The sequence below is a fragment of the Streptomyces sp. NPDC102278 genome (genome assembly GCF_044766345.1).
GTDB lineage: Bacteria > Actinomycetota > Actinomycetes > Streptomycetales > Streptomycetaceae > Streptomyces.
Window position 1 is genome coordinate 836299 of record NZ_JBIWLV010000001.1, and the last position, 17690, is coordinate 853988.

16 protein-coding genes are annotated in these 17690 nt (G+C 73.4%); 6 read left to right on the forward strand and 10 right to left on the reverse strand.

The features are described from left to right. Positions 1–234 precede the first annotated feature (234 nt). Positions 235–1503: a serine hydroxymethyltransferase gene (gene glyA / locus ACIRO3_RS03865; RefSeq protein WP_365998859.1), complete on the reverse strand. Its 1269-nt coding sequence runs from the start codon at positions 1501–1503 to the stop codon at positions 235–237. Positions 1504–1738: 235 nt separating this feature from the next. On the opposite strand from glyA, the gene rocD reads away from it, so the two are divergent. Further along, entirely contained in the window at positions 1739–2944 is a 1206-nt protein-coding gene (gene rocD / locus ACIRO3_RS03870) for an ornithine--oxo-acid transaminase (protein ID WP_366148840.1), read from the forward strand. 84 nt (positions 2945–3028) lie between these two features. On the opposite strand, the gene ACIRO3_RS03875 is transcribed toward rocD, so the two are convergent. Together ACIRO3_RS03875 and ACIRO3_RS03880 are read right to left on the reverse strand one after the other, a co-directional pair. Beyond that, entirely contained in the window at positions 3029–4225 is a 1197-nt protein-coding gene (locus ACIRO3_RS03875; RefSeq protein ID WP_361778242.1) for a glutathionylspermidine synthase family protein, read from the reverse strand. A gap of 6 nt (positions 4226–4231) precedes the next feature. Next, positions 4232–4531 (reverse strand): hypothetical protein, encoded by a 300-nt coding sequence (locus ACIRO3_RS03880; RefSeq protein ID WP_361778239.1) that lies wholly within the window; start codon positions 4529–4531, stop codon positions 4232–4234. 125 nt (positions 4532–4656) lie between these two features. Here ACIRO3_RS03880 and ACIRO3_RS03885 point away from each other — a divergent pair, with 125 nt between their 5' ends. Beyond that, positions 4657–5505: a hypothetical protein gene (locus tag ACIRO3_RS03885; protein WP_361778405.1), complete on the forward strand. Its 849-nt coding sequence runs from the start codon at positions 4657–4659 to the stop codon at positions 5503–5505. 201 nt (positions 5506–5706) lie between these two features. On the opposite strand, the gene ACIRO3_RS03890 is transcribed toward ACIRO3_RS03885, so the two are convergent. Beyond that, positions 5707–6696 (reverse strand): malate dehydrogenase, encoded by a 990-nt coding sequence (locus tag ACIRO3_RS03890; protein ID WP_361778236.1) that lies wholly within the window; start codon positions 6694–6696, stop codon positions 5707–5709. 202 nt (positions 6697–6898) lie between these two features. Next, positions 6899–7354, reverse strand: a complete 456-nt coding sequence (locus ACIRO3_RS03895) for a short chain dehydrogenase (protein ID WP_404132364.1) — start codon at positions 7352–7354, stop codon at positions 6899–6901. On the opposite strand from ACIRO3_RS03895, the gene ACIRO3_RS03900 reads away from it, so the two are divergent. Continuing rightward, positions 7242–8198: a LysR substrate-binding domain-containing protein gene (locus tag ACIRO3_RS03900; RefSeq protein ID WP_404132036.1), complete on the forward strand. Its 957-nt coding sequence runs from the start codon at positions 7242–7244 to the stop codon at positions 8196–8198. The two genes, ACIRO3_RS03895 and ACIRO3_RS03900, sit on opposite strands and share 113 nt — an antisense overlap. Here ACIRO3_RS03900 and ACIRO3_RS03905 read toward each other — a convergent pair. Further along, a complete protein-coding gene (locus ACIRO3_RS03905; protein ID WP_404132039.1) occupies positions 8185–8811 on the reverse strand; it encodes a DUF3017 domain-containing protein in 627 nt (208 codons plus the stop codon). The genes ACIRO3_RS03900 and ACIRO3_RS03905 overlap by 14 nt on opposite strands. Continuing rightward, the gene (locus ACIRO3_RS03910) at positions 8801–9661 is read right to left on the reverse strand and encodes a bifunctional methylenetetrahydrofolate dehydrogenase/methenyltetrahydrofolate cyclohydrolase (protein WP_267796786.1); all 861 of its coding nucleotides are present in this window, start codon (positions 9659–9661) and stop codon (positions 8801–8803) included. The genes ACIRO3_RS03905 and ACIRO3_RS03910 overlap by 11 nt, the downstream gene beginning before the upstream one ends. A 230-nt stretch (positions 9662–9891) precedes the next feature. Between ACIRO3_RS03910 and ACIRO3_RS03915 the strand changes: the two genes are divergently transcribed. Next, complete coding sequence (locus ACIRO3_RS03915) at positions 9892–10545, forward strand: hypothetical protein (protein WP_404132042.1); 654 nt, start codon at positions 9892–9894, stop codon at positions 10543–10545. Between the two features lie 71 nt (positions 10546–10616). Here ACIRO3_RS03915 and purH read toward each other — a convergent pair whose 3' ends face one another. After that, positions 10617–12221 (reverse strand): bifunctional phosphoribosylaminoimidazolecarboxamide formyltransferase/IMP cyclohydrolase, encoded by a 1605-nt coding sequence (gene purH / locus ACIRO3_RS03920; RefSeq protein WP_404132044.1) that lies wholly within the window; start codon positions 12219–12221, stop codon positions 10617–10619. Beyond that, a complete protein-coding gene (gene purN, locus ACIRO3_RS03925; RefSeq protein WP_404132047.1) occupies positions 12218–12841 on the reverse strand; it encodes a phosphoribosylglycinamide formyltransferase in 624 nt (207 codons plus the stop codon). The genes purH and purN overlap by 4 nt, the downstream gene beginning before the upstream one ends. Positions 12842–13075: 234 nt before the next feature. On the opposite strand from purN, the gene ACIRO3_RS03930 reads away from it, so the two are divergent. Beyond that, on the forward strand, positions 13076–13699 hold the full coding sequence (locus tag ACIRO3_RS03930; protein WP_404132050.1) for a hypothetical protein: 624 nt from the start codon (positions 13076–13078) through the stop codon (positions 13697–13699). A 401-nt stretch (positions 13700–14100) separates the two neighbouring features. Here the strand turns inward: ACIRO3_RS03930 and ACIRO3_RS03935 are convergent, their stop codons facing one another. Next, positions 14101–15732: a DUF6350 family protein gene (locus ACIRO3_RS03935; protein ID WP_404132053.1), complete on the reverse strand. Its 1632-nt coding sequence runs from the start codon at positions 15730–15732 to the stop codon at positions 14101–14103. Between the two features lie 119 nt (positions 15733–15851). Between ACIRO3_RS03935 and ACIRO3_RS03940 the strand changes: the two genes are divergently transcribed. Beyond that, the gene (locus tag ACIRO3_RS03940; protein WP_404132056.1) at positions 15852–17633 is read left to right on the forward strand and encodes a helix-turn-helix domain-containing protein; all 1782 of its coding nucleotides are present in this window, start codon (positions 15852–15854) and stop codon (positions 17631–17633) included. Positions 17634–17690 lie beyond the last annotated feature (57 nt).

Consider the following 17690-nt stretch of genomic DNA (forward strand, 5'->3'; position numbering starts at 1 on the left):
TGAGCGCGGGATCACATCCCGGCCCCGGTCCCGGCGGGCGGTGCCCGGCCGTACCCGCGCGTAGCCGGCCGGCCGGATCCCGCCCGGAGCGAGCGACCGATTTCCGGCCGGACGGAACCGGAACCGCCGGCGCCGCTCCGGCTCCCGGACCCGGGTGCGGCGCCCCAGGCGCCGGCCGGGCCGGGAACGCCGGCGGCGCCGGATCGCGGCCCGGGTCAGGACAGTCGGCCCGGGTCAGGACAGGGGGAGGCCCGGGGCCGGGTGCGCGGACATCAGCTCGGTGACCTGGGCGCGGATCACGGACAGCGCCGCCTCGTCGGAGGCGGCCGCGGCGTCGACCGCGCGGGAGATCCAGTCCGCCACCGCCGGCATGTGGTCCGCCGTCAGGCCCCGCGAGGTCAGCGACGGCGTGCCGATCCGGATGCCCGAGGGGTCGAACGGCTTGCGCGGGTCGAACGGGACCGTGTTGTGGTTGACGACGATGCCCGCCCGGTCCAACGCCTTGGCCGCGATCTTGCCCGGGACCCCGCGCGAGGTCAGGTCCATCAGGATCAGGTGGTTGTCGGTGCCGCCCGACACCAGGTCGAAGCCCCGCTCCAGCAGGGCCGCGGCCAGCGCCTTGGCGTTGGCGACGACCGCGTGGGCGTACGTGACGAACGCCGGCTGCGCCGCCTCGTGCAGCGCGACCGCGATGCCGGCCGTCGTCTGGTTGTGCGGGCCGCCCTGGAGGCCGGGGAAGACGGCCTTGTCGATGGCCTTGGCGTGCTCCGCGCGGCACATCAGCATCGCGCCGCGCGGACCGCGCAGGGTCTTGTGGGTGGTCGTGGAGATCACGTCCACGTGCCCGGCAGGCGACGGGTGCGCGCCACCCGCGATCAGGCCGGCGATGTGGGCGACGTCGGCGACGAGGATCGAGCCCGCCTCCTTGGCGATCGACGCGAAGGCCTCGAAGTCGATGGTGCGGGGCAGGGCCGTGCCACCACAGAACATGATCTTCGGGCGTTCGGCCAGGGCCATGTCGCGCACCGCGTCGTAGTCGATCAGACCGGTGTCGGCGCGGACGCCGTACTGCACGCCCCGGAACCAGGAGCCGGTCGCGGACACGCCCCAGCCGTGCGTGAGATGGCCGCCCATCGGCAGGGCCATGCCCATCACGGTGTCGCCCGGCTTCGCGAAGGCGAGGTACACGGCGAGGTTGGCCGGGGAGCCGGAGTACGGCTGGACGTTCGCGTGGTCGACGCCGAACAGGCCCTTCGCCCGCTCGACGGCCAGCGCCTCGACGCGGTCGATGTTCTGCTGGCCCTCGTAGTAGCGGCGGCCCGGGTAGCCCTCGCTGTACTTGTTCTGCAGGACGGTGCCGGAGGCCTCCAGCACGGCGGCGGACACGTAGTTCTCGCTGGGGATCAGGCGCAGGGTCTCGGCCTGCAGTACCTCTTCCGCCTCCACGAAGGACGCCAACTCGGGGTCGGTCGCGGAAAGGGCGGGATGGCGGCGCGCGGTCATGGCGGCTCCTCCGGGGTCGATGGTGTCTCTCGTCCCCGCGAGGCCCAGGCGAGCGGCCCTGTGTGCGGTCGTGCGCGCACGACTCCCCCGGAGTCCGTTCTCCGTGCGCCAGTCGCCGTGCGTGGGGCCCACCTTAGCGGGCGCGCCACGAGAAAGGTTTCTCCGTCCGTCGTACGAGCGAGGATGGACAGTGACGCCACCCTCGTCACAGGCCTGACGGACGATCGGAGACCCCGTGTCGAATACTGCTGATGCCATCCGCTCCGCCGACGCGCACAGCGCGCACAACTACCACCCCCTGCCCGTCGTCGTCGCGTCGGCGCAGGGCGCGTGGATGACCGATGTGGAGGGCCGCAGGTATCTCGACATGCTCGCCGGATACTCCGCCCTCAACTTCGGCCACGGCCACCGCCGTCTGATCGACGCCGCGCGCGCCCAGTTGGAGCGGGTCACCCTCACCTCCCGCGCCTTCCACCACGACCGCTTCGCGGACTTCTGTACCGAACTCGCCGCGCTGTGCGGCAAGGAGATGGTGCTGCCGATGAACACGGGCGCGGAGGCCGTGGAGACGGCGGTGAAGACGGCCCGCAAGTGGGGGTACGAGGTCAAGGGCGTCCCCGACGGCCACGCCAAGATCGTGGTCGCGGCCGACAACTTCCACGGCCGGACGACGACCATCGTGTCCTTCTCCACGGACCACGAGGCCCGCGACCACTTCGGCCCCTACACCCCGGGTTTCGAGATCGTCCCGTACGGCGATCTCACCGCGCTCTCCCACGCCGTCACGGAGAACACCGTGGCCGTGCTGCTGGAGCCGATCCAGGGCGAGGCGGGGGTCCTCGTGCCGCCCGCCGGCTACCTGCGGGGCGTACGGGAACTCACCCGCGAACGGAACGTCCTCTTCCTCGCGGACGAGATCCAGTCGGGTCTGGGCCGCACCGGCAAGACCTTCGCCCTGGAGCACGAGGGGGTCGTCCCCGACATGTACATCCTGGGCAAGGCGCTCGGCGGCGGGGTCGTGCCCGTCTCCGCGGTGGTCGCCGACCGGGACGTGCTCGGGGTGTTCCGGCCGGGCGAGCACGGGTCCACCTTCGGCGGGAACCCGCTCGCCTGCGCGGTCGCCCTGGAGGTCATCGCGATGCTCCGCTCCGGCGAGTACCAGCAGCGGGCCGCCGAACTCGGCGACCACCTGCACCACGAGCTGAACCTGCTGGTCGGCGGGGGCGCGGTGACCGCCGTACGGGGTCGCGGACTGTGGGCGGGCGTCGACATCGACCCCGCGCGCGGCACCGGCCGGGAGATCTCCGAGAAGCTGATGGGGCTCGGGGTGCTGGTGAAGGACACCCACGGTTCCACGATCCGGATCGCGCCCCCGCTGGTGATCTCCAAGGAGGACCTGGACTGGGGCCTGGACCAGCTGCGGTCGGTGCTGTCGACCTGACCGCCTGACGTCCTGACCGCCTGACCGCCTGCCGGGCTACCGGGCTGCCCGGCAGTCGGGCAGTCGGGCAGCCGGGCAGCCGGGTCAGAGGATGACGTGGGGCAGGAAGCGGGCGTACTCGTCCGTGACCGGTCCCGCCGATTCCCGGATGCCCAGCCCCGCCGCCTCCTCCTCGACGACCCACGCGCCGAGCACCACCCGGTTGCCGTCGAAGTCGGGCAGCGGGGCCAGGGCCTGGAAGACGTACGTCTCGCCGTCCACCGGGGCGAACGGCCGCGCGCCCTCCCCCGCCTCGTGCAGGGTCACCCCGGCGCCCTCGCGCCCCAGCAGGGGCTTGGCGACGTAGCCGGTGGTGTCCGCGAGCTCGCGCGGGCCGTCGAGGTAGGCGGGCAGCAGGTTGGGGTGTTCGGGGAACAGCTCCCACAGGATCGCCAGCAGCGCCTTGTTGGAGAGCAGCATCTTCCACAGGGGCTCGATCCAGGCGGTGCTGCCGGAGCCGCCGCCGTGGTCGTACGTGCCCAGCACCTGGGGGCCGAACTCGTCCGTGGCCAGCCACTCCCACGGGTAGAGCTTGAAGATGCCGCGGATGAAGCGGAGCTTCTCGTCGACGAACCGGCCGGACAGGCTGTCCCAGCCGATCTGCTCGACGGACATCGCGACGGTGTCCAGGCCGGCCTGCTCCGCGGTCTCCTGGAGGTAGGCGACCGTCATCAGGTCCTCGCCGAGCTCGTCGGTCTCGGAGTGCGCGAAGTGCACCGGACCGGGCGGCAGCAGCTCGGCCTGGCGGCGCCACGCCTCGACGAGCCGCTCGTGGAGGGAGTTCCACTGGTCGGCGCCGGGGAACCGCTCCTCCATCCAGAACCACTGCGGGCTCGCCGCCTCCACCAGGGAGGTGGGGGTGTCGGCGTTGTACTCCAGCATCTTGGCCGGGCCGCCGGAGTCGTCGTAGCGCAGGTCGAAGCGGCCGTACAGGGACGGCTGCTCGGCGCGCCGGCGCCAGGACTCGGCGATGCGGGCGGCCAGTTTCGGGTCGGTGACGCCGAGGTCGGCGAAGCGGTCGTGCTCGACGATGTGGGCCGCCGCCGCGAGGCACATGGCGTGCAGTTCCTCGACGACGTTCTCCAGCGCCTCGACCTCCGGGAGGGAGAACGAGTAGTACGCGCTCTCGTCCCAGTAGGGGCGCAGGGTGTCGTCGGGGTACCGGGTCAGGGGGTAGATCAGCCCCTGCTCCTCGACGGTCCGCTGCCAGTTCGGGCGGGGCTCGATCGTGTGCCGCTTCACCGGGGATCAGCCGCCGCTGGAGCCGGAGTGGCTCTTGCCGATGCCGCCCCGGGTGACGGCGGACTTGTCGAAGCTGCCGCCGTTGACCTTGCCGTTGGCGACGGTGCCGCCGTAGTAGTACGCGCCGGTGCCGCCGCTCTTGCATTCCTTGTTGTTCAGGTGGTTCAGCGTGGAGCGGGAGGCGCAGCGCTTGTCGGGTTCGTCGCTGCTGCCGCAGGCGACGAGGGTCGCGGCGAGCAGACCCATGCCTCCGAGCGCGACGGCGCCCGAGCGCATCCGGCGCCGATTGGTGCTGCTGGTGTCCATGTGAGTTCGCTCCCCCTGGGTGGCGTGCTCCCGACAGACTAGAGCGGGGTGACCGGGGGATGGAATCCAGCCGTCGTCACACCCTTGTCACGACGGTGACCTAGAGTCAGTTCGTGCTCATTGGGATGATTTGCGCACTCGGTGCGGCGGTCTGTTTCGGTACGGCGTCGGTCCTCCAGGCCATGGCGGCCCGGGCGGCGGAGCCGGGAACGGGCTCCGGGGTGGACGCAGCACTGCTGCTGAGGGCCCTGCGCCAGTGGCGGTACCTGGCGGGGCTCGGCCTGGACGGGGTCGGCTTCGTCCTCCAGATCATCGCCCTGCGGCACATCCCGATCTACGCGGTGGGGGCGGCGCTGGCGGCCAGCCTGGCGGTGACGGCGGTCGTCGCGGCCCGGCTGCTGCGCGTCCGGCTGAACCGGATGGAGTGGGTGGCCGTCGCGGTGGTGTGCGCGGGCCTGCTGATGCTGGGGCTCGCCTCCGGGGAGGAGGGTTCCGGGACCGGTCCGCCCGCCCTGGAGTGGGGGCTGCTGGTGGTGGCGGTCCTGGTGCTGCTGGTGGGGGCGGCGGCCGGCGGTCTGCCGGACCGCTCCCGGCCGCTGGTGCTCGGTTTCGCGGCCGGCACGGGCTTCGGGGTGGTGGAGGTCGCGGTCCGCCTGATCGACGGGTTCTCCTGGTCGGCGCTGTCCGACCCGGCCCTGTACGCGCTCCTGCTGGGCGGCGGCGCCGCCTTCCTGCTGCTCACCTCCGCGTTGCAGCGCGGCTCGGTGACGGCCGCCACGGCCGGCATGGTGCTGGGTGAGACGATCGGCCCGGCGGTGGTGGGGGTGGCGTGGCTCGGGGACCGCACCCGCGAGGGGCTCGCGTGGCTGGCGGTGCTCGGCTTCATGGTGGCCGTGGCCGGCTCGCTGGCCCTGGCCCGCTTCGGCGAACCCCCGGCGGACCCGGCGGACCCGGCGGCCGATCCGGTCCGCTGACCGCGCGCCTCGTCCAACGGGTGCCCCCGCGGTGCCGCACCCCCCCGGCGGCCCCAGGTGCCGTCGGCGGTCTGCTGGGGGATCGGCTTGTCGGTCACCGACTGACTTCAGTTTTCGCCCATATCGACCTGACAGGCGGATTCACGCCAAAGCGCCCCGGCCAGGTTTGGCCGGGGCGCTCCGTCGTTCGTACGGGTTCGATCAGAGCAGGCCGAGCTCGCGCACCGCGTCGCGCTCCTCGACGAGCTCCGCCACGGACGCGTCGATGCGCGCACGGGAGAACTCGTTGATGTCCAGGCCCTGGACGATCTCGTAGGTGCCGCCCTTGGTGGTGACGGGGAAGGACGAGATGATGCCCTCCGGGACGCCGTAGGAGCCGTCCGACGGGATGCCCATCGAGGTCCAGTCGCCCGCGGCGGTGCCGTTGACCCAGGTGTGCACGTGGTCGATGGCGGCGTTGGCGGCCGAGGCGGCCGAGGACGCGCCACGCGCCTCGATGATCGCGGCGCCGCGCTTGGCGACGGTCGGGATGAAGGTGTCGGCCAGCCACAGCTCGTCGTTGACGACCTCGGCGGCGTTCTTGCCGGCGATCTCCGCGTGGAAGATGTCCGGGTACTGGGTCGCCGAGTGGTTGCCCCAGATGGTCAGGCGCTTGATGTCGGAGACGGCGGCGCCGGTCTTGGCGGCCAGCTGCGAGATCGCGCGGTTGTGGTCCAGGCGGGTCATCGCGGTGAAGCGCTCGGCCGGTACGTCCGGGGCGGCGGCCTGCGCGATGAGCGCGTTGGTGTTGGCCGGGTTGCCCACGACCAGGACCTTGATGTCGTCCGCGGCGTGCGCGTTGATCGCGGCGCCCTGAGGCTTGAAGATGCCGCCGTTGGCGGAGAGCAGGTCACCGCGCTCCATGCCCTTGGTGCGCGGGCGGGCGCCCACGAGCAGCGCGACGTTCGCACCTTCGAAGCCCTTGTTCGGGTCGTCGAAGATGTCGATGCCGGCGAGCAGCGGGAAGGCGCAGTCGTCAAGCTCCATGGCGGTGCCCTCAGCGGCCTTCATGCCCTGCGGGATCTCCAGGAGGCGGAGCTTGACCGGCACGTCCGCGCCGAGGAGGTGACCGGACGCGATGCGGAAGAGCAGCGCGTAGCCGATCTGTCCGGCGGCGCCGGTGACGGTGACATTCACGGGAGTGCGGGTCATGGCCTTCTCCGTTAGACAGCTGGCGATGGGGCGTCCCTGCCCCCTGTGCTGGGAGGACGCCGCTCCCCGACCCTGTGAATCTTGACGTGAAGAGACATCCGTCGGTCAGGCTATCCGACCCGCGGGGCGCCCAACCCCCGGGTCCGTGTGGTGCAGGGCACACGGACCCCGGCGTTCGAAGGCGGCGTCGCGGGCGCGGCCCTCATTCCACCCGGAAGAGCTCGCCGGTGCGGTGGCCTTCCACGGACTTGACGTAGGCGTGCGCGGCGCGCGCCACCGGGACGGCGTCGAAGCCCGCGAAGGTGTCCCCGTACGCGTCGAGGGACTCGACGAACACCGTGGGGCTGACGGCGTTGATGCGCTGCCGGCCCGGCAGTTCGATGGCCGCCGCCTTCACGAAGGCCTCGACCGCGCCGTTGACGAGGGAGGCGACCGAGCCGGTCAACAGGGGTTCACGGGCCAGGATCCCGGTGATCAGCGTGTACGAGGCGTGCGCGGGCAGCCGCGCCGCTCCCTGGCGGACCAGCTCGATCTGGCTGACGGCCTTGCCTTCGAGCCCGCCGCGCACGTCCCCCACGGTCAACTCGCCCAGGGGGCGTAACGGGACGCTTCCCGCCGCGCACGCCACCGCGTCGACGGCGTCGCCCCGCTCGTCCAGGGCGTCGTACATCGCCCGGATCGACTCGGGGTCGGCGCTCGTCGAACGGGAGGGGCGCGGACTGCGACTCACCGCGGCGGGCAGGGCCCTCGCGGCCGCCTGCGAACCGGTACTGGCCGCGCTGGAACGGGCCGAGGGGGCGGTACGGGCCCTCGACACCGACCCGGTCGGGGAGATCGTCATCGGCTGCGCCCCGAGCGCGCTGGCGACCGTGGCGGCCCCGCTGCTGGCCTCGCTCGCCGTGCGCCATCCCCGACTGCGGCCCCGCATCGTGCAGGCCGACCCCGAGGACGCCGTCCCGCTGCTGCGCCGACGCCGCCTCGACCTCGCGGTGACCTACGCGTACCCGCTGCTCGGTGCCCCGCCGGCGAGCGGCACCACCACCGTGCCGCTGTTCGACGACCCGCTGTGCCTGGCCCTGCCGCAGGACTCGCTGCCGGGGTACGAGCGGGACGGGCTCGCGGCGCTCCGCGCGGCCGACTGGGTGTCCGCGCCGGCGCCGAGCAGTTGCCGGGACATGCTGCTGCACGCCTGCCGGAACGCCGGTTTCACCCCGCGCATCCCGCACGAGTGCGCCGACCTGCGGGCCGGCCTGTGGCTGGTGGCCACCGGCCGGGCCGTGTCGATCCTGCCGAGGCTGCTGTGCGACGCCCCGCCGCCCGGCGTCGCCGTCGTGGAGCTGCCGGGCCGGGGTCGCACGCTGGACGCGGTGCTCCGGGCGGGCACCGAGGCCCAGCCGGCCGTCGCGGCGGTACTGGCCTGCCTGACCGGGCGGGGCGCGCCGAGTGAGACGCGCCCCGGTGAACCTTTCCGGTCACGGCACTGGCCGGCTAGCGCACGGTGAAGCGGACCACGTCCGTCAGGAAGGGGATGGTCAACCACGGCTTGGGCTGCACGACCAGTGCGAGCAGCGTGATCGACACGCCCAGCAGCCCGTACGTGACCATGTCCGTGAACCGGGACCGCACGGCGAGCATCCCCACCGACGGCAGTATCCGGCGCATCACCGCCCCCGAGATCAGCGCGACCCCGATGATCAGGCAGCCGACGCGGGGGTACCCGATCGCCGTGGTGAGCAGCCCGATCGCGGTCGCGGCCAGCACGCTGAGCATCGGCCACTGACGCGCCGGGGCGGGCGCGCCCCCGGGCGCGGCCCGTCCGCCGCCCTCGGGGCGGGCGGTGTCCCGGGTGACGGAGGGGAAGCGACGGGACTTCGCCCCCGCCGCCTCCGACCCGTCGGCGTCACTGCCGGTATCGGTCTCGGTATCGCCGCCGGTGTCGCTGTCGCCGTGGATCTCACCCGTACCGCGGGCATCGCCCGCATCACTCTCACCGCCGGACGTGCCCGACGTGCCCGCCGCGCCCGCCTCGGGCGCCGCCGGTGCCGACGCCGGGGCGTGTGCCGGTTCCGCCCGTTCCGCCGGTTCCGCCGGTTCCGTGTCGCGCTCAGCCCGCACTGGTGGTCCGCTCCGCCGCCTCGACGACGTTGACGAGCAACTGGGCGCGGGTCATCGGGCCGACACCGCCCGGGTTCGGCGAGATCCAGCCGGCTACCTCGGCGACACCGGGGTGCACGTCGCCGACGATCTTCCCGCTCTCGTCGCGGCTCACGCCGACGTCGAGGACGGCCGCGCCCGGCTTCACGTCCTCCGGCTTGACCAGGTGCGGGACGCCGGCCGCCGCCACGACGATGTCGGCCTGGCGCAGCAGCCCGGAGAGGTCGCGCGTGCCGGTGTGGCACAGGGTCACGGTCGCGTTCTCGGACTTGCGCGTCAGGAGCAGACCGATCGAGCGGCCCACGGTGATGCCGCGGCCCAGGACCACGACGTGCGCGCCGTTGATCTCGACGCCGTGGTGGCGGAGCAGTTCGACGATCCCGTACGGGGTGCAGGGCAGCGGGCCCGGCTCGTTCAGCACCAGCCGGCCGAGCGACATGGGGTGCAGGCCGTCGGCGTCCTTGGTCGGGTCCATCAGTTCCAGCACGCGGTTGGTGTCGATGCCCTTGGGGAGCGGGAGTTGGACGATGTAACCGGTGCACTCCGGGTTGGCGTTGAGTTCCCGCACGACCTCCTCGATGTCCTCCTGGGAGGCCGTCGCGGGCAGTTCGCGCTGGATGGAGGCGATGCCGACCTCGGCGCAGTCCTTGTGCTTGCCGTTGACGTACCAGCGGCTGCCCGGATCGTCACCGACCAGCAGGGTGCCGAGGCCGGGGGTGATGCCCCGGGCCTTCAGCGCCGCCACGCGGGCGGTCAGTTCGGACTTGATCGCGGCTGCGGTGGCCTTGCCATCGAGAATCTGGGCGGTCATGCCCCCCATCCTCCCGGATGGAGTGGCCCCGGTTCCAGTCAAGGGTTCTCCCGGGACCACCGGGTGTACACGGATGACGTGGTTCATTGCACTTGCACAACAAGTGGCGCGCCGTTCGCGCCCTGGCTGGACAACGCGGGGTCGGCCGGACCACGATGACGGGCAATGAGTGCCGCGGGCAGTGCCGGGGGGCGGACCGCAGAGAAACGCAGAGTTCCTCCGATAGTGCCGTGCGTCCCCGCACTTCCACGGAGGAACACCCCAAGATGAGCTTCGGCGACCCGAACAACCCGTACGGACAGCAGCAGCCGCAGGGCCAGCCCGGCCAGCCCGGATACGGCTACCCGCAGCAGGCCCCGCAGGGCGTCCCGCCCCAGGGCGGCTACGGCTACCCGGGCGGCGCCCCGGCCTACCCGGGCGGTTACCCGGGCATGTCCGTGGAGATGCCCGGTGGCGTCAAGGGCGCACGGATCATGCTCTACATCCTGGGCGGCCTCCAGGCGCTCATGGGCGTCATCGCGATGGTCGCCTCCGCCTGGGTCGCCAAGATGATCACCGGCTCGGCCGAGTCATCGGGATCGAGCCTCAGCAGCACCGACGTGGACAAGGCCGCGGGCCTCGGCGCCGGCATCATGATCGTCGTGGGCCTCCTCATCCTGGGCTTCGCCCTGTGGGCCATCCTCACCGGCGCCAAGCTGGGCAAGGGCCGTGGCGGCGTCCGCGTCTCCGGCATCGTCTACGCCTCGGTCGTGGTCCTGTTCAGCCTGATCAGCCTGCTCACCGCGAACGTGTTCGCCCTGATCAGCCTGGTGCTCGGCATCCTCATCATCGTCTTCCTCGCCAAGGGCGACGCAAGCCAGTACTTCAACCGCCCGGCCAACTAGGCGCGTACGCCGAAGGCCGCGCCCCCTTCCGGAAGGGGGCGCGGCCTTCGGCGTGTTCGGCCGGGGTCCGATCAGTGGAAGAAGTGGCGGGTACCGGTGAAGTACATCGTCACGCCCGCGGCCTTGGCCGCCTCGATGACCAGCTCGTCACGCACCGAACCGCCCGGCTGGACCACGGCCTTGATGCCCGCGGCGGTCAGGATCTCCAGCCCGTCGGGGAAGGGGAAGAAGGCGTCGGACGCGGCGTACGAGCCCCGCGCGCGCTCGGCGCCCGCCCGCTCGACCGCGAGCTTCGCGGAGTCGACGCGGTTGACCTGGCCCATGCCGACGCCGACCGAGGCGCCGTCCTTGGCGAGCAGGATCGCGTTGGACTTGACCGCGCGGCAGGCCTTCCACGCGAAGGCGAGCTCGGCCAGCTCGTCGGCGGAGAGGGCGTCACCGGTCGCGAGGGTCCAGTTGGCGGGGTCGTCGCCCTCGGCGCGGCCCGCGCCCTGCTCGAACGTGTCGCTCTGCTGGAGCAGCGCGCCACCGGAGATGAGCTTGAGGTCGCCCGGCTGGTGCGGGGAGCCGGCCACCTTCAGGATCCGGATGTTCTTCTTCTTCGCCAGGATCTCGACCGCGCCGTCCTCGTAGTCGGGGGCGGCGATGACCTCGGTGAAGATCTCCGCGACCTGCTCGGCGAGCTCGACGGTCACCGGGCGGTTGACGGCGATGACGCCACCGAAGGCGGAGAGCGGGTCGCAGGCGTGCGCCTTGCGGTGGGCCGCGGCCACGTCCTTGTCCACGGCGATGCCGCACGGGTTGGCGTGCTTGATGATCGCGACGCAGGGCTCTTCGTGGTCGTGGGCGGCGCGGCGCGCGGCCTCGGTGTCCACGTAGTTGTTGAAGGACATCTCCTTGCCGTGCAGCTGCTCGGCGTTGGCGAGACCGCCCGGCTGGCCGTCGGTGTAGAGGGCGGCGGCCTGGTGCGGGTTCTCGCCGTAGCGCAGGGTCGACTTGCGCTCCCAGGCCTCGGCCAGGAACTCGGGCAGGACGGCCTCGGGCTCCGGGGCGTAGGCGTTGGTGAACCAGGACGCGACGGCCACGTCGTAGGCCGCGGTGTGCTGGAAGGCCTCGGCCGCGAGCCGCTTGCGGGCGGTCAGGTCGAAGCCGCCGCCGCCGGCCGCGGTGAGGACGTCGGCGTAGCGCTCGGGGCTGGTGACCACGGCGACCGACGGGTGGTTCTTGGCGGCGGCGCGGACCATCGACGGACCACCGATGTCGATCTGCTCGACGCACTCGTCCGGGGTCGCGCCCGACTGGACGGTCGCCAGGAAGGGGTAGAGGTTGACGATCACCAGGTCGAACGGCTCGACACCGAGCTCGGCCAGCTGGTTGCGGTGGTCCTCCAGCCGCAGGTCGGCGAGGATGCCGGCGTGCACGCGCGGGTGCAGGGTCTTGACGCGGCCGTCGAGGCACTCGGGGAAGCCGGTGAGCTCCTCGACCTTGGTGACGGGCACACCGGCCGCGGCGATCTTCGAGGCGGTGGAGCCGGTCGAGACGAGCGCGACGCCCGCCTCGTGCAGGCCGCGGGCCAGGTCTTCCAGTCCCGTCTTGTCGTAGACGCTGATGAGCGCACGACGGATCGGCCGCTGGGTCGTGGTCGGGTCGTTGCTGCTGCTGTCTGCGGCGGTCACTGGATTGTTACCTTTCGTCCCTCAATGCGGTAGCCGTGCCGGGCCAGGCGCCCCACGACGTCGACGAGCAGCGTGCGCTCGACTTCCTTGATGCGCTCATGGAGAGCGGCTTCGTCTTCCCCGTCCCGGATCTCGACGACACCCTGGGCGATGATCGGACCGGTGTCCACGCCGCCGTCCACGAAGTGGACCGTGCAGCCGGTCACCTTCGCGCCGTAGGCGAGGGCGTCGCGCACGCCGTGCGCACCGGGGAACGCGGGGAGCAGCGCGGGGTGGGTGTTGATGAACCGGCCGCCGAAGCGGTCGATGAACTCCCGTCCCACGATCTTCATGAACCCGGCGGAGACCACCAGGTCCGGCGCGTGGGCGGCGGTCGCCTCGGTGAGGGCGACGTCCCACTCCGCGCGGGTGGCGTACGCCTTGACCGGGCACACGAAGGTGGGGATCCCGGCCTTCTCGGCACGCTCCAACCCGGCGATGCCGTCTCGGTCGGCCCCGACGGCGACCACGCGGGCGCCGAAACCCTCGGGGCCTTCGGGGTGGGCGTCGATGGCGTCGAGCAGGGCCTGGAGGTTGGTGCCGGAACCTGAGACCAGCACGACCAGGCGGGAGGCGGCCATGTACGGCCCTTTCTCACGTGAATACGGCGTTCGTCTTGTGCGATCGCATGAAACTACGGGGCACCGGTATACGGGGAACCATACGAAGCCACCGACCGCCTGCAACGATACCGGCACACCGGACCGCCCCCGAGGGACGGGGGGACGGCCGGGCGGTAGCGTCTGGCATACAAGCCACAAACGACGCGGCGCGACGCCTTTGGCCGCACGACAACAGGGGAAGTAACGCACTCGATGCCGGACCGCCGTCAGCCCGACCCCTCGACCGACGACAACCCCTTCGCGGCTCCCCCGGAAGGCCGGCCCGACCAGCCGTGGCAGCCGCGCGGCGGCGGCCCCGACCAGGACCGGGACCAGGCCCCGGGCCCCTCCGGCCCCGACGGCCCGGCCCGCTGGGACCCGACCGACCCGATCCAGCGGCGTGCGCGGTACGCCCTGCTCGCGGGCATGTGGGGATTCTTCTTCGGGATCTTCGGGATCCCGTCGGTGGGGCTCCTGCTCGGCGCGCTGGCCATGTACTGGGGCATCAGCGCCCTCCGCGGCCGCCCGGCCGCGTCCCCGGACACCGCCCCCGCGGCCGCGACCCCGACCACCACGCCGGCGCCGGCCGCCACCCCGGCCCCCGGCGGCCTCGCCGCGCTCGGCCCGGCGGCCCGCCCCCAGCGCACGGCCGCGATCAGCGGCCTGGTCACGGCGTCGCTGGCGCTGCTGCTGGCGATGAGCTCGTACGCCTTGCAGCTCGCCTACAAGGACTTCTACGTGTGCCGCGAGGACGCGCTGACGAAGACCGCGGAACTCCAGTGCAACACCATGCTCCCGGACAACTTCCTGGGCAAGGTCCTGAAGGTCCAACGCTGACCCCCACCCCCAACCCCACCACCGGCCAAGGCGGGTGCGGGGGGGGCCGGTCAAGGACGCCCCGACGGGCGCAGCCACCCCGACGGCCCGAGCCCGGCCCCGCCACATCCAGCCGCCCGACGCTTGAGACGCCCGACCCCGCCACATCCAGCCGCCCGACGCTTGAGACGCCCGGCCCCGCCACATCCAGCCGCCCGACGCTTGAGGCGCCCGACCCCGCCACATCCAGCCCCGCCGGCGTTTGAGGCGCCCGGCGCAGCCACCCCGACGGGCCGAGCCCGGCCCCGCCACATCCAGCCGCCCGACGCTTGAGGCGCCCGACCCCGCCACATCCAGCCCCGCCGGCGTTTGAGGCGCCCGGCGAGCCGGGGCCGGCAGCGACGACGCCGTCACTCCGACGACTACTCCGACGGCCGCCGCGACAGAACGCGGGCCCCGGCCACCCCGGGAAGAAGCGGCTCGACCCCTTCGGCAACGGCCAGGGGCGGTTCCGGCACAGCGGCCTGCGCCACCGGCGCCACCGGCGGCGCGACGGACACGACCGGCGGCGCCACCGGCACCGCCGCGACGGCCACGATCGGCACGGCAGCCGGCACCGGCACCGGCACCGGCGGAGGCGAAACCCCCGGACGAGCCTCCGGGCGACCCGCCGACCCCGACCCCGCCCCCACGGGAACCAACGGCGACGCCGCCCGCCGAAGCGCCGCCCAGCGCAGCTCCCGCACTCCGTCGTCGTGCCATTCGTCCGCCTCGGCGGACCCCCGTACCGGCCGGGTCCGCCACCCGTGCACCGCCACGGCCAACGGCACCGCCAGCGCCAACGTCCACGCCGTGGCCGCCGCGCCCACCTGCCACCACACCGGTCCGAAGTTCGACAGGGCCGCCGCCCCCAGCGGCCCGGCCGCCGCCGCCGCGAGGCCGGCCATCGCGAGCCCGCACACCACGGACCCCAGCGCCGCGGTGAGCGCGGTCTCCCCGTACGAGACCTCTCGCGCCCGCCGTACCGCGAACCATCCGACCCCCAGCCCCGCGGCCACCGGCACGGCGACCGCCGCCCAGGTCAGTGGCGTTCCGGAGCCCTCCGGCGGCAGGGCCGCGAGCAGCGGGAACCTCGGCAACGCCGGTGACCCCCCGAAGCCGAGCGGCGTCACGGTCGCGCCGGTGCCCAGGGCGAAGCCGGGCCCCAGCCCGTACGCCGCGCCCCACACCATCGCGTTCGGGATCAGCGTGAGCGCCAGCAGCAGGACCGCGAACCGTCCCGACCACACCCCGGTCAGCGCCAGGAAGGATCCCTGGACCTCCGCGCCGTGCCACGCCAGCGAGGCTCCGACGAGCAGGATCCCCCCGCCCAGGAGGACGAGCGCCCCGGCCGCGCCGGAGCGCAGGGCCAGCGCGTAGCGGGGGCGCGCGCCTGCCGTTCGTACGCCCCTGACCGCCCACGCGGGCGCCCAGGGCGGGAGCGTCACCGGCGGCCTGCCCCGGGCCTCCCACACTCCGCCGGCGGCGGCCAGTACGGCGACCAGCGGCACGTGCCAGGCGGCGCTCAGCGGATCGGCCGGCATCGGGCCGCCCGCCGCGTACACCGTGGCCATCGCTCCGACGGCCAGGTATCCGCAGGTCACGGCCGAGAAGACCACGCTGGGCGGCAGCACCTCTTCGTCCAGGGAGCCGTCGCCCGAGGCGCTGCCGAGGCGCGCGGCCCGCCGCATCAACAGGACGGGCAGCGCCACCAGGAGCAGCGGGGTCACTCCGACGGGCGCCGGTACACCGGAAAGGGTGTCGTAGCGGACGAGTTCCGTCCCGTGGGCCAGTAGCCACAGCCCGGCGGCGAGGTGCAGCGCACCGCCGGGACCGCTGTCGGGGTAGGGGGAACTGATCCACAGCACGATCACGAGCACGGCCAGGAAGCCGAGCCCCAGTCCGGCGGCCACGGCGCCGCCCAGTACACAGGCGGCGGCGGCCGGTGAACGGCGCCGCGCGGCGGCCCGCGGGGCCGTCGGCAACAGGGTCCCGCGTTCGGTCACTTGGGTCACCCCGCCATGGTGCCAACGACACGCGCTATGGGCGGGTAACAGGCGAATGTCCGTGGTGTCGCTCAATATACGTTTATGTACTTTTTCGCGCAGGACTGCCGGGTCGCGGGGAGTGTGGCATGACACAGGACGTCGAGACGACCTCTGCCACCGGGGAGACCGACCTCCCCTCCCCCAAGGAACGCCGCAGGCTGCGCGAGACCGCCGAGCTGACGCACAAGCGCCTCGCGTCGACCCTGGGCGTCACCACGAACACGGTGCGCTCCTGGGAGAACGGCCGCGCGGAGCCGCGCGGCCGCAAGCGCGAGGCCTACGCCAAGCTGCTCGCCCACCTCGCCGCCAAGGAAGCCGCGCCCGCCGAGCCGCCGGCCGACCAGGCGGAACAAGCCGAACAGGCCGAACAGGCGGCGGCTTCCGGCGCGACGAACGCCGAGGACACGAAGCCCGCCCCGACACCCGAGGCCGCGACGGCCGAGGACATCGCCCCCGCGCCGCCTCCGGAGGTGGACGCCGGCTCCGACGCGGAGGCGGATACCGAGGCGGGCGGCACGCCCGCATCCGAGCCCGCCCGGCGCATGGCCGGCGCCGTACGCGCCTTCGCCGCCGGCGGTCAGGGCCGCCCTGCCGGGTCCCCCAAGCGGCCCAAGATCGCCGCGAAGCGCGCCGCCAAGCCGCCGGCCTCCTTGGCGCGCCACGAGTCCAAGACCCAGGTGAAGTCCGGTTCCGCCGGTGGCGGGCACCCGGGCGGCGCCGAGCCGCCTCCCGCACCCCCGAGCGGCCGAACCCGCGCGCCCGAGACCCCTGCCGCGCCCGCCGCTGAGGCCGAGACGGCGAAGGCCGAGGAGGCGACGGCGCCCGCCGCCGGGATCGAGGCCGAGGAAACCACGCGGGACACGGCCACGCCGGACAGGGTGGCTCAGGCGGCCGAGACCGACACGGCGGACGACGAGGCGGGCCGCGCCGAGGGGACGGAACCGGCAGCCAAGACCGAGGCCACGGCCCAGCCTCAGGAGGAGGACCCGGCCGAGAAGGACCAGACGGACCGGGAGGACCCCGCGGCTGAGGCAACGCCGGCCCCGGGGGGCGCCCTCACCCCCGCCCAGGCCTTCGACGCGCTCTACGCGTACGCCGCCCCCGCCCTGGCACGCCAGACCTACCTGCTCACCGGCCGCCGCGCCCTCTCCGTGGGGGCCGTCGAGCGGGCGTTCCAGAACGCCTGGGAGCGCTGGCCCGAGGTCGCCACCGACCCGGATCCGGTCGGCTGGGTACGCGCGGCGGCGTACGAGCACGCCCTCTCCCCCTGGCAGCGGCTCCGCCGCGCCCACCGCAACCCCGACCAGGCTCCGGTGGAGCCCGCGGACCGGATCCTGATGGACGCGATGCTGGCGCTGCCCGGCACGCACCGCCGCACGGTGCTGCTCTACGACGGCGTCGGTCTCGACCTGCCCGACACCGCTGCCGAGACCGAGGCGAGCACCCCCACCGCCGGTATCCGGTTGCTCCACGCGCACGCCGACCTCGCCGACCGGATCCCCGAGTTGGCCGCCGTACCGCCCGAACGGCACTCCGCCCTGCTGCGCGAGCGCCTGGGCGCGGTCCGCCCGCCCGTCCGGCTGGAGCCGCGCGCGCCGTCCCTCGTACGCCTGTCGTGCGAGCGCCGGGCCCGGTTGTGGTCCCGCGCCGCGGTCGGCCTGACCGCCGTGATCGCGGTGGCGACGGCGTACACGCTGACGACCGCGCCGACCCGGTACGAGCCCCCGGTCTCCCCCGGCGCGAACGTCTCCGGGGTGCCCCCGCACAGCGGTCCGCAGGCGCTCACCGAGCGGAGCAAGGAACTCCACGACACGCTGCGCTTCCACCCGGCCGCCCGGCCCGACCGCCTCACGCCCACGGTGGGCTGACGCGGGCGGTACCACGCGAAACGGGCGTGGCCCGCGCCCCGAAGGGTGCGGGCCACG